Here is a 10,789-nt window from a genome sequence, read left to right as displayed (position 1 = left end):
TTCATTGGTTTGAGGAGATGATGTCATGTTGACTATTTTAGGCTTTTTAGAGTTAGTGTAATTAAATATGTAAAGTTTTGTATTAGGATTCAACATTTCTGGATTGAAAAACTATAATTTCTTCATTTAATTCATCAACGTATATTGCATCTATACCTTTATCCAGGTTTCCATCACAAATTGCATCGTCAGCAGATGTATCATCCATGCCAAAAATATTTTTTAAAAACCAATTTAGAAATGATCTACCGACACTCCTTTCTTTTTTCCTGTAGGGTGATAATAAGTCAGATAAATTTGAGTATTCCAGTTCTGACTCTTGCATAATGATTGCTTATAATTTTCGGAAATTTATAGTATATTATATAACATAAATTTGATCTAGCATCTAAGATATCAGAACTGCCACGTCTTTGTAAAACCCACACAACCTTCCAAAAAGATGATCGCTCTCCCATTTTCTACAGAATCAAGCATTGCTCTCTAACCTCTGTAGCTTCTGCTCTACAATGAAGTGAAGAATCTAGCAGCTTAAACAGGGGATTTATTTATGTCCCACCCTACGCTCAGTAGCCAAGAAGTTGCCCGACGTGGAAAGAAACTCTATCAAAAAAGTATCCGTGCCAAAGTTGAGACACAAGAGAACATTGGCAAAATTATCTCGATTAATGTTGAAACAGGAGATTACGAAATTGGTGATAATTTAGTCGAAACGAGTCTTCGATTACGATCCAAGCAAACCGATGCAGCACTTTGGGGAGAAAGAATTGGTTTTGATGCCGTTTATGCAGTTGGTGGTACATTGCTCAGGACAGCACACTGATACACGGGACTGTAGTTGGACTTCAGGTTTTCTTATGGTTCCCATTTGAACACAGATGCGATCGCCGCTGATGAAGTGCTGATTTGCCTACTAATGAAAAGCTGGTTGATGTCTGTGGTAAGCTTTTGCCCGTGATTATTAAGTTTTTCGGCTTACCATAACACTAGTAAATATTACTTTACATCTGGATCGATACCCATTGCCCTGAGCCGTTCTGCTAATTGTGCAGCTTTTTGTTCTGCTTGTTCAGCTCTTTGCCTTTGCAACTCGGCTTCTTCTTTACCAATCAGTAACAGATTTCCCTCTAAATCCCACCAGCGCAACCAAAGTTGCTCAGGATTATTCAAGTAGCTTCCTTGCCATAGCCCTCTCGTTCTTCATCGCCATTACCACTAGCTAGTTCTATAGCAATCAATGGCGGTATGTATTCCCGCCACAAAACATAGGAGCAACGGTTTTTGCCATCTAGCCTTGGTGGTACACCAGGGACATAAAACCAGTCCGGTGCTGCTGCTCCTTTTTCTGGTGGTTCAGTCTCTCGCCAATAGATGCCACAATCTTGACCAATGCAGTACTGCCTATCTGGATGTAAGCGTTGCAAAACTTGAGCAATTGAGTCTGTGAGAATGATGGTTTGAGGATGCTCTTGAAAATTTTTTACAAACGTACCATCAGACTCTGGTAGTTGAGTGTGATCGGGAAACTGAGGCGGTATGGCAATATCAGCAAGTGTTTCACTCATACTTTGAAAAGTATTGCAGCTATTTATTTAGTGCTTTACGCTTCCCATAACGTGTTACGAACTAGTATAACACCTTGCTCTGTCTTGATTTCAGCGCTTTTACCCTGCCAGAACTGCTTTGATTGCGGGTAGAAATATATAAAGTCTGATATTTTGAAAGTCCATGTCTTTTAAAAGAGGCGGCATAGTGAGAGCGATCGCTATTTTCTGGAATAATGGCAGTGCGTTCACCGGAGGTGTTGGCGCAGCCATCGCCCAAGATGCACAAAGATATATGACTATTTTATCAGCAGGAAATGGGGAGCAGAGGAGCAGAGAGGAAATAACCAATACTTCGACTTCGCTACTTCGACGCCGCTCAGTACAAGTCAGTACAAGTGCCCAATGCCCAATCCCCAATGCCTAGGTATAAAATACTAAGGACAAAACAACGTGTCACGCGTATCTCGTCCGGTAATGGGATTAGTTCCTTTGGCAAGTTTGCACAATTTTTTTTGCTCATCGGAACGCAGCAGCGTATCAGTAAAATCTGCCCCGTCAATGATTGCACCATCAAATCTGGCGTTAGCAGCAAAGGCACCCTCCAACAGTGCATTTGTCAAATTTGCTCTGACTAAACGGGCTGAATCTAAAGTGGCATTTCTCAAGTCAGAACTCTCCAAATTCGCAGACTCCAAATTTGCTGCAAAGAAACTGACACCCTGCAAATTAGCATGGCTGAAGTTGCTCTGGCGAAGATTCGCTTTGGTAAAGCTGGAGTCTGTTAAATCACGTCCTGAGAAATCAGCCTCGACCAAAATTTCTTTATTATATTCGAGTGCCAAAGCTGTGGGAGCAAAACCGACTGTTGCGGTGATGCCAATTATTCCCCACAGGAATAAGCTGAGTATACTTGCCCAAATGTGATAGTCTGTTTTACGCTTCAACCCCAACTCAGTACGGGATGAGTCGAGTGTAGAATCTGCTGTGCGTAGGCGTAGCCCGCCGCAGGCATCGCTTAACCTAGAATTCATAGAATTCATGATATTTTGAATCAATGGCTAACCTTCCTCCATCTCATTATCCAGATATTGGCGCATCAGGAGAAGACCTAGTAGCCCAATGGTTGCAATCTACAGGTTGGATAATTCTCCATCGTCGCTTTTCTAGTAGCTGGGCAGAAATCGATATTATTGCTGAATATGATGGAGTAACTGGGGAAACAGGGGAAAAAGGGGAGAACTTCTCACTTAGGACTCAGCACTCATTATTGGCATTTGTGGAAGTCAAAACCCGCAGTTCAGGTAGTTGGGATGCAGGGGGAAGAAGCGCAATCACCCCACAAAAGCAAGCAAAAATCTCGCGCACAGCTGGAATGTTTTTAGCCCAGTACCCTGAGAAGGCAGATTATTTTTGCCGATTTGATGTTGCTATTGTTTACTGTCAAAGGATATCAAAAAATCTGACTGGGGTTACAGCAACCGATTCCGCTCTAGCTACTTCATCAGCAGCCGGATACAAGTTTAAGCTGCAAGAATACATTCTTGCAGCTTTCGACTCTTCAATTGATAATGGTTAATCGGTAATCGATAAAATATCTTGATTACCAATGACCAATAATCTTGTAGTGACCTGACAACCAAATAGTATCACGCCAAAGTTTCTGGGCAATAGCCTAAGCCTCGGACAAATTGTTGCCGGAACGCCTCGATTTCTTCTCTCTCTGGACTACCATGAGAGACGATCGCAACCTGATAGCGACGCATCACGTCCACAGGGCACTGTCCCGCTTCCAAACTCCAAAGTGCCATTTGCACCCTCATTGGCGGCTCGTAGCTAATTCCTAATTCATTTAAAAAAGCGCGAAAGTCGCCATCGTCTTGATGCGAGACTTGACCTTTGAGTTTGATCCTAACCACCCAGCCATCAATTTGATGAATTACGGTGACGAAAGAAACTGGTGTCTGGGGTCTAGCGTGCAGGTGTTGAACGACCCTCAGGGTTAGACTGGCATTTGCCAGATAGTACAAGTATTCCATGTTTGTTGGTGCTTGGGATCAAAGCCAATCCTACATATCTATATTCGTCAATCAATGCCTGTTCACGCTAGGGTAAAAGCCCCCGTTTTTAGATGGGGAGTTTTACCCAATCTTTATGTTAATTTTCCGTGTTACTTAATAGTACCAATCTTATCGCCAAGCGAGAAAACTGAGCGAAGATGCTTTAAAGTTCTTTTAGAAGGATAAAACTCAAACCAGCTTTTTTAAGAGAGTATAAATACTAAATAAAGCAAAAACTAGTAGAAGCCAATTTGAAAGATACCTCTGGCACACAAGGAAAAAATTTTGAATTAGATTGTTCGGTAGCTGGCTATGACTACAAACTATCTCCAGAACTGATTGCCCAAAACCCAGCAGTTCCTAGAGATAGTTCGCGGTTACTGGTGGTTAATCCTAATACAGGCACCGAAACAGCAACCCTGCACCACATTTTCCATGATTTGCCTGCACTGCTGCGCTCTGGTGATTTGTTGGTTATGAACAATACAAAAGTTATTCCAGCGCGGCTTTATGGACATAAATCTACTGGTGCTAAAATCCAGGTGTTGCTGTTGGAAGAACGCCAGTATAACTGTTGGTTAGCTTTAGTTAAGCCAGGAAAAAGCTTCAAGCAGGGAGCAAGGATTATTTTTGAACCAAGGGGAGATGGGGGAGATGGGGGAGATGGGGGAGACAAGGGAGATGGAGGAGAAAATTTTACCTCATCCTCCTCATCCCCTCACGTCCTTACGGCTAGGGTTCTAGAAACAGACGCAGCCACTGGGGGGCGTTTGTTGCAATTTGATGTGCCAGAGGGAAAGTCTTTGGTGCAACTGTTAGAGGTATTTGGTGAAGTACCGCTACCACCGTACATCACTGCCTCAAAAGCTGCTGATGATCAGTATCAGACAGTTTATGCTAAAGAGCCAGGAGCGATCGCAGCTCCGACGGCAGGATTACACTTTACCCCAGAATTATTACAAAAGTTGCGCGATCGCAATATCAATCAAGCTTTTATCACGCTACATGTTGGTGTTGGCACATTTCGCCCTGTGGAAGTGGAGGACGTAACTACCCATCAGATGCATGAAGAATGGATTGAAGTCCCAAGAGCCACAGTAGAGCAAATCCGCGCTACTAAAGCAGCTGGCGGTCGGATTATTGCTGTGGGAACAACGGCAGTACGGGCTTTAGAAGGGGCGGCTGAATCTGGTAATTTACAACCATTTTGCGGTAAAACAGATTTGTTTATTTATCCAGGCTACCAATGGCGGGTGGTGGATGGTTTAATTACCAATTTTCACTTACCGCGTTCCAGTTTGCTGATGTTGGTAAGTGCGCTAATTGGCAGACAACGGTTATTGAATATATACAACGAAGCGATCGCTTTTGGCTATCGTTTTTATTCATTCGGTGATGCAATGTTAATTTTGCCAGAAGCTGTGGGAGTGGGGAGTTTGGAGAGACGCGATTAATCGCGTCTGTTAGACAATAAAATAATCAAAACCTCACCCCCAACCCCTCTCCGTGAGTTCGGAGAGGGGAGTTAATTAACAATTCAAAATTTAATTAAAAAACACACATGGTAGCCTATATCTGGATGTTTTTTTGAATTCGGCTTTGTCTTAACACTGGTTTTTTCATGAGTGCAACACTTTCCGAGCAAATTCAGCAATTTTACGATGCTTCCTCTGGTCTGTGGGAACAGATTTGGGGCGAACACATGCACCACGGCTACTATGGCGCGGACGGTACCCAGAAAAAAGACCGCCGTCAAGCTCAAATTGATTTAATTGAAGAACTGCTAAATTGGGCAGAAGTAGAAGCAGCAGAAAATATCCTAGATGTAGGTTGTGGCATTGGCGGCAGTTCTTTATACCTCGCAGAAAAGTTTAATGCTCAGGCTACAGGAATTACATTGAGTCCTGTACAAGCCGCCAGAGCAACGGAACGCGCATTGGAGGCTAATTTGAGCCTGAGAACAGAGTTTCAGGTTGCCAATGCTCAAGAGATGCCTTTTGCTGATAATTCTTTTGACTTGGTTTGGTCGCTAGAAAGCGGTGAACATATGCCAGATAAAAAGAAGTTTCTCCAGGAGTGCTACCGAGTATTGAAGCCTGGGGGTAAGTTAATTATGGTGACATGGTGTCATCGACCAACTGATGAGTCACTATTAACGGCGGATGAACAAAAACATTTGCAGGATATTTATCGGGTGTATTGTTTGCCTTATGTGATTTCTTTGCCAGAGTATGAAGCGATCGCACATCAACTACCATTACATAATATCCGCACTGCTGATTGGTCAACCGCCGTCGCCCCCTTTTGGAATGTGGTGATTGATTCCGCATTCACTCCCCAAGCGCTTTGGGGCTTACTAAATGCTGGTTGGACTACCATCCAAGGGGCATTATCACTGGGATTAATGCGTCGCGGTTATCAGCGTGGATTAATTCGGTTTGGCTTATTGTGCGGCAATAAGTAGGATAAGACAGCCTTAATGGTGAGAATTTTAATTCTAATTGCTTTGTCATTGTGATGTTTTCAGTAAGCAAAAGGGCATATTGCTTTCTCAAAATGCTTGATTGCTTTCTGATTTCGGTAGATTTAGCAAGCAAAAAGGCATATTGCTTTCTCAAAATGCTTGATTGCTTTCTGATTTCGGTAGATTTAGCAAGCAAAAAGGCATATTGCTTTCTCAAAATGCTTGATTGCTTTCTGATTTCGGTAGATTTAGCAAGCAAAAGGGCATATTGCTTTCTCATTTGAGTAATTTACGCAGTAGCGATCGCAATTCCGGTAAATGCATCAGGATTGCTAAATAATCCACTCAACTCCTGTAAAATTAAATTTCTCTTTTTTGATTTTTTAATTTCAGCAAATGCCACTCGAATTGCAAAACCTCACAGGCGGTTACACCTCAGTACCAATTGTTCAAGACATTAACCTGACTCTGCAAACAGGAGAATGGTTGAGTTTAGTTGGTGCTAATGGTTCAGGTAAATCTACTTTACTGAAATTGCTGAGTCGTATTCTCACCCCACAGCAAGGAACAGTGCTACTTGATGGCAAAGCAATTCACTCTCAACCCCCAAATCTAGTTGCACAGAAACTGGCATTATTACCGCAACAACAAACGGTTCCCCTTGGCTTAACAGTGCGACAATTAGTAAGTTTAGGACGCACGCCGCATCAACCTTGGTGGCAATGGGAATTAAACGCTCAAGATTTGGTGAAAGTGGAAGCTGCAATTAAAAAGACGCAACTAGAAAAATTGAGCGATCGCTTAGTCGAAGAACTCTCAGGCGGTGAAAGACAACGGGCTTTTTTAGCTTTAGCACTAGCGCAAGAACCAAAAGTTTTACTATTAGATGAACCGACAACTTTTTTAGATATCAACTATCAATTACAACTATTGGAACTGCTTAAAGAACTGAATCAGCAACAGGAATTAACTATTGTCACAGTTTTACACGAACTGAATTTAGCAGCCCGTTATAGTTCCCGCATTGCATTATTAAAACAGGGTTATATTTGGGAAGTTGGGACACCGGAGCAAGTTCTGACACCAAATGCGATCGCTCAAGTCTTCGGTGTAGAATCAGTGATTATTCACACGCCCGTCGGATTACAAGTTTGTGCCATTTCTGCTGTTTAAAATCAAATCATAGTATCGTATCCTAAATTTTTCATAATCAAAAAACCTCCCAATAATCAGCCAGAGGTATTTTAACTTTTGAACTGTAAATAATCTTAATCCTCAATCTTCATGCTGGCATGTCTATAATAGGGTTGGTTTATGTCTGCAAATGTTTGAAAAACTGCTATTTAATCAAGCTTGGAGGTATAGCATCTCCACACGGGCGATATGTTAATCTTATGGCCCGCCTGAAAGGTTATAGCCAATGTAGCAGTTACTGCCAGTACGAACAAATACACCTGTTGGTGTCCATTGCTTGATTTGTTTGATAGAAGGAGCATCTAAGAACAGTGGATAGGGTTCACCCAACAAGGTAGGTATTTGTCCAACTTGCGTAAGCGGCCACGACTTTTTATCTATCAAATCTAACTCTGTTCTACAGGGGAGTTGTATCCCGTAGGAAAAAACTCCAATGCACTTATTTGAAGCAATATAAACCCGATGACCGTATGAAACTGGGCAAGGTAATCCTCCTTTTCCTGGTAGTGCGTAGCCAAAGAAGTTAAAGCTCCACGGTAGAAATACAAGCAAAAGTACAGAAAATACGATGAAGCCTACTGTACCTACCACTATGGTAGATTTCCGAATGGTACTCATATTTAGGTCACTAATGATCTAGCTAAGTTTAGAAACTATCATTTATATGCCAAGCGTAGAAATGACCATTGGGAAATCTTTGAACAAGTTCTGAGAGGTATTGCTTAAGGTGTGGGTTAGTGTGGGAAGACCGAGTATTGTGCCATCATTATATTTTGTTGACACAACCATTGTATGGCTGAGTCCTTCCCCTTGACCCCAGTCAACTTGGATTACATCAAAATCGAACAAGCTGTAACTGATTCGGGGCAGGGCTTTGTGAAGTTATCTAACTCTCTTAGCGTACAAAAAACTCGTTTTACCACGATGACCCCATAGGGGGCGCACAGATGTGCGCCATCATCGCATAAACACTAATTTGTCAAAATATACAACTAATTTAATTGATACCTAAGACTTAGTTTCCTGTGTCTGTGCGTCAATAATTACACTCCAGTCATCGTTTTTCACAGCCGCTTCAAGTTGACGCTGACGTTCGGCTTCACTCGCATCTATTGTTTCTGACTCTTTAGAAAGGGTTGTGTCAGCCATTGCTTTCCGCAGTTTGAGCTTTTTCTCTTCGTAGGCTTGACGTTCAACCTCTGACATTACCGCCTTCGCAGCCTCCCCGACTGTACTAGCCCACATTTCGCCATCAGTAGCATTACCAGGTGGTGTGTTTTCGAGTTCTGCTATCCATGCATCTCGCAAATCTTCCATTTCTTGACGCTTGGGGAACTTGAACGCTTGCACACGTACAAAAGCAGACTTTTGCTCACCATTTTGGCGAAGATGGCCGTTTAGGGAAAGCAACACATTCCGAGAATAGCCAATGTACTGCGTGTGGCGTTCTGCGTCTAATACGGCGTAAACACCTGCAATTTTAGCGTTCTGAGCAGCTGCACTCCAAACCTGAAGGTCAATGATTTCTGTACCATCGTTTGCCAGTTCAGGAGTTATACTCACCTCAATGGCGGCGTGTTCTTCGTCAGAACTGTACAAAAAGTCATGTAGTCCACGGTGGTTTATAGGGACATTTTGATGTTCAATTGGCGAATTGTGCTGAGTTTCCATTACAGTTGATCTCCGAGTTATTAATTATCGTTACGCAAATATATGCCCTTAAAATATTGAAGCTTAAATCTACTCACATCCCCAAATTCTTCTTCTGATAAAGCAAAAACAACTATTAAACCTTATATGAATCAATTTACGCCTAAAAATTGGATATTCATCAAACAACGACTAACCCCTTATTTATTTTTGCTACCCGCCTTAGTTCTTTTGGGGTTAACTGTCTTTTGGCCAGCACTGCAAGCGTTTTACCTCAGCTTTACCAGCTATGAAGATATTGCCCAGCCGCCACAATGGATAGGTTTTGCCAACTTCCTCAAGCTTTGGAAAGATGCAGTTTTTTGGAAAACCTTGGAAAACACTTTTCTATATCTTGTGGGTGTAGTACCAATTTTAGTAATTGCTCCCTTAGTGCTGGCAATTTTGGTAAATCAGAAACTCCGGGGGATGAATTGGTTTAGAGCAGCTTACTACACCCCAGTAGTAATTTCAATGGTTGTTGCGGGAATAGCTTGGAAATGGCTGTATGCAGAAAACGGATTACTCAATCAGTTACTGAAAGCTTTAGGTATTTTTCCAGAAGGTATTCCTTGGCTAACTAGCCCAGACAAAATTTTTGGCATTGTACCAATTTCACTTGCCAGCGTCATGGCTGTTACCGTCTGGAAGGGACTAGGCTACTACATGGTGATTTATTTAGCGGGGTTGCAATCAATTCCGGCTGATGTGTACGAAGCCGCAGCCATTGATGGCTCTGATGGTATCAGCAAACATTGGGATATTACGATACCTTTGATGAAGCCATATTTAGCACTAGTGGCGGTGATTTCCGCTATTTCTGCAACCAAAGTGTTTGAAGAAGTCTACATTATGACCCAAGGGGGGCCACTCAGTAGCTCGAAAACGATTGTTTATTATCTATATGAGCAAGCCTTCAATAATTTGGAAATTAGCTATGCTTGCACAATTGGGCTAGTGCTATTTTTGATAATTTTAGGGTTATCAATTTTACGATTAGTTATTAATCAGTACGGGGGCGATAATATCACAATCTGAGATTGACTTAATCTAAATATATTAAATTTAGAAAAATCAGCCACGAGAATCTGAAAATATTCAAACATCCAGACGTAGGTTGGGTGGAGCGGAGCGCAACCCAACTGATTATCAGGATGTTGGGTTACGCAAAGCCTCCAACGCCACTTGCTACAACGCTCTTAACCCGCGCAACGCAGTGGTTCCCCAACCTACAATTTTTTGGTTTATTCTTACCCAAACCTGACTTCCCCGAAGACCCAATGTATTTTGTTGAGGTACAGTTTCAGCGCGATGATGATATTTACTGGCGAATAATCACAGAAACTTTCCTGTATATAAATCAATATAAACCTCAACGTCGCTGGCAAGCAGTATTACTTTTTGCTCAATGCAGTCTTGACCCAGGTGTGCCATTCATTTATGAAACATCATTAGCCCAAGAGCAAATTCGGAGAATTTATTTATTGAGTGCAATACAGACCTAACCCCCAGCCCCTTCCCTAGAAGGGAAGGGGAGTAAGATTCAAAGCCTCTCTCCTTTTAGGAGAGAGGTTTGGAGAGAGGTCAAAGTGTATATAAATTTGTAGACAAAAGTCAGCAGGAGTTGCAAGCGATGTTTGGATTAACTGATTGGATACAAACTAAATTTTACCAGGAAGTAAAGGAAGAAACAAAGCTCGATACTATACCCCCTCTGCTTAAGTTTGGTTTAAGTATAGAGCAAATCGCCGAAGCATTAGAATTGGATGTTGAACAGGTACGACAAGCTATTGAGAAGCAAGGACAACAGGCAACAGAAAGTAATTCATAATTGAAGA

The 10,789-nt window shown here is 42.1% G+C and carries 14 protein-coding genes and 1 pseudogene; 9 read left to right on the top strand and 6 right to left on the bottom strand.

Annotation, left to right across the window (positions count from 1 at the left end; genetic code table 11):
- Positions 1–82 precede the first annotated feature (82 nt).
- Positions 83–325: a hypothetical protein gene (locus HWQ38_RS25600; RefSeq protein WP_292799163.1), complete on the bottom strand. Its 243-nt coding sequence runs from the start codon at positions 323–325 to the stop codon at positions 83–85.
- Between the two features lie 225 nt (positions 326–550).
- Between HWQ38_RS25600 and HWQ38_RS25595 the strand changes: the two genes are divergently transcribed.
- Positions 551–823, top strand: coding sequence for a hypothetical protein (locus HWQ38_RS25595; protein ID WP_292799161.1), 273 nt, complete (start codon positions 551–553; stop codon positions 821–823).
- A gap of 173 nt (positions 824–996) precedes the next feature.
- Here the strand turns inward: HWQ38_RS25595 and HWQ38_RS25590 are convergent.
- A pseudogene (locus HWQ38_RS25590) lies at positions 997–1,565 on the bottom strand (Uma2 family endonuclease).
- 163 nt (positions 1,566–1,728) lie between these two features.
- On the opposite strand from HWQ38_RS25590, the gene HWQ38_RS25585 reads away from it, so the two are divergent.
- A complete protein-coding gene (locus HWQ38_RS25585; protein WP_292799159.1) occupies positions 1,729–1,971 on the top strand; it encodes a hypothetical protein in 243 nt (80 codons plus the stop codon).
- A 10-nt stretch (positions 1,972–1,981) separates the two neighbouring features.
- On the opposite strand, the gene HWQ38_RS25580 is transcribed toward HWQ38_RS25585, so the two are convergent.
- Positions 1,982–2,578 (bottom strand): pentapeptide repeat-containing protein, encoded by a 597-nt coding sequence (locus HWQ38_RS25580; protein WP_292799157.1) that lies wholly within the window; start codon positions 2,576–2,578, stop codon positions 1,982–1,984.
- 23 nt (positions 2,579–2,601) lie between these two features.
- Between HWQ38_RS25580 and HWQ38_RS25575 the strand changes: the two genes are divergently transcribed.
- A complete protein-coding gene (locus HWQ38_RS25575) occupies positions 2,602–3,123 on the top strand; it encodes a YraN family protein (RefSeq protein ID WP_292799155.1) in 522 nt (173 codons plus the stop codon).
- 70 nt (positions 3,124–3,193) lie between these two features.
- Here the strand turns inward: HWQ38_RS25575 and HWQ38_RS25570 are convergent, their stop codons facing one another.
- Positions 3,194–3,583, bottom strand: coding sequence for a hypothetical protein (locus HWQ38_RS25570; protein ID WP_292799153.1), 390 nt, complete (start codon positions 3,581–3,583; stop codon positions 3,194–3,196).
- A gap of 245 nt (positions 3,584–3,828) precedes the next feature.
- Between HWQ38_RS25570 and queA the strand changes: the two genes are divergently transcribed.
- The 3 genes from queA (at position 3,829) to HWQ38_RS25555 (ending at position 7,241) form a co-directional block, all read left to right on the top strand.
- A complete protein-coding gene (queA, locus tag HWQ38_RS25565) occupies positions 3,829–5,058 on the top strand; it encodes a tRNA preQ1(34) S-adenosylmethionine ribosyltransferase-isomerase QueA (protein WP_292799182.1) in 1,230 nt (409 codons plus the stop codon).
- 167 nt (positions 5,059–5,225) lie between these two features.
- The gene (locus tag HWQ38_RS25560) at positions 5,226–6,068 is read left to right on the top strand and encodes a methyltransferase domain-containing protein (protein ID WP_292799151.1); all 843 of its coding nucleotides are present in this window, start codon (positions 5,226–5,228) and stop codon (positions 6,066–6,068) included.
- 396 nt (positions 6,069–6,464) lie between these two features.
- Positions 6,465–7,241 carry an ABC transporter ATP-binding protein gene (locus tag HWQ38_RS25555; RefSeq protein WP_292799149.1) on the top strand — a complete coding sequence of 259 codons (777 nt, stop codon included), beginning with the start codon at positions 6,465–6,467 and terminating at the stop codon, positions 7,239–7,241.
- A gap of 219 nt (positions 7,242–7,460) precedes the next feature.
- On the opposite strand, the gene HWQ38_RS25550 is transcribed toward HWQ38_RS25555, so the two are convergent.
- On the bottom strand, positions 7,461–7,880 hold the full coding sequence (locus HWQ38_RS25550) for a hypothetical protein (RefSeq protein ID WP_292799147.1): 420 nt from the start codon (positions 7,878–7,880) through the stop codon (positions 7,461–7,463).
- 390 nt (positions 7,881–8,270) lie between these two features.
- On the bottom strand, positions 8,271–8,933 hold the full coding sequence (locus HWQ38_RS25545) for a GIY-YIG nuclease family protein (protein ID WP_292799145.1): 663 nt from the start codon (positions 8,931–8,933) through the stop codon (positions 8,271–8,273).
- 126 nt (positions 8,934–9,059) lie between these two features.
- Between HWQ38_RS25545 and HWQ38_RS25540 the strand changes: the two genes are divergently transcribed.
- The 3 genes from HWQ38_RS25540 (at position 9,060) to HWQ38_RS25530 (ending at position 10,782) form a co-directional block, all read left to right on the top strand.
- Positions 9,060–9,989 carry a carbohydrate ABC transporter permease gene (locus tag HWQ38_RS25540; RefSeq protein ID WP_292799143.1) on the top strand — a complete coding sequence of 310 codons (930 nt, stop codon included), beginning with the start codon at positions 9,060–9,062 and terminating at the stop codon, positions 9,987–9,989.
- Between the two features lie 83 nt (positions 9,990–10,072).
- Complete coding sequence (locus tag HWQ38_RS25535; RefSeq protein WP_292799141.1) at positions 10,073–10,456, top strand: DUF2887 domain-containing protein; 384 nt, start codon at positions 10,073–10,075, stop codon at positions 10,454–10,456.
- A 68-nt stretch (positions 10,457–10,524) separates the two neighbouring features.
- Positions 10,525–10,782 (top strand): hypothetical protein, encoded by a 258-nt coding sequence (locus HWQ38_RS25530; protein ID WP_292799139.1) that lies wholly within the window; start codon positions 10,525–10,527, stop codon positions 10,780–10,782.
- Positions 10,783–10,789: the final 7 nt, after the last annotated feature.

This window comes from Nostoc sp. NMS7 (assembly GCF_017115085.1).
Lineage (GTDB): Bacteria > Cyanobacteriota > Cyanobacteriia > Cyanobacteriales > Nostocaceae > Nostoc.
This window is presented reverse-complemented; position numbering and strand designations above follow the sequence as displayed.

Bases quoted from the DNA above. Each gene is read 5' to 3' on its own strand.
- HWQ38_RS25555 (WP_292799149.1), top strand. From the start codon at position 6,465: ATGCCACTCGAATTGCAAAACCTCACAGGCGGTTACACCTCAGTACCA.
- HWQ38_RS25595 (WP_292799161.1), top strand. From the start codon at position 551: ATGTCCCACCCTACGCTCAGTAGCCAAGAAGTTGCCCGACGTGGAAAG.
- HWQ38_RS25575 (WP_292799155.1), top strand. From the start codon at position 2,602: ATGGCTAACCTTCCTCCATCTCATTATCCAGATATTGGCGCATCAGGA.
- HWQ38_RS25540 (WP_292799143.1), top strand. From the start codon at position 9,060: ATGAATCAATTTACGCCTAAAAATTGGATATTCATCAAACAACGACTA.
- HWQ38_RS25600 (WP_292799163.1), bottom strand. From the start codon at position 325: ATGCAAGAGTCAGAACTGGAATACTCAAATTTATCTGACTTATTATCA.
- HWQ38_RS25580 (WP_292799157.1), bottom strand. From the start codon at position 2,578: ATGAATTCTAGGTTAAGCGATGCCTGCGGCGGGCTACGCCTACGCACA.
- HWQ38_RS25585 (WP_292799159.1), top strand. From the start codon at position 1,729: ATGTCTTTTAAAAGAGGCGGCATAGTGAGAGCGATCGCTATTTTCTGG.
- HWQ38_RS25560 (WP_292799151.1), top strand. From the start codon at position 5,226: ATGAGTGCAACACTTTCCGAGCAAATTCAGCAATTTTACGATGCTTCC.
- HWQ38_RS25545 (WP_292799145.1), bottom strand. From the start codon at position 8,933: ATGGAAACTCAGCACAATTCGCCAATTGAACATCAAAATGTCCCTATA.
- HWQ38_RS25570 (WP_292799153.1), bottom strand. From the start codon at position 3,583: ATGGAATACTTGTACTATCTGGCAAATGCCAGTCTAACCCTGAGGGTC.
- HWQ38_RS25550 (WP_292799147.1), bottom strand. From the start codon at position 7,880: ATGAGTACCATTCGGAAATCTACCATAGTGGTAGGTACAGTAGGCTTC.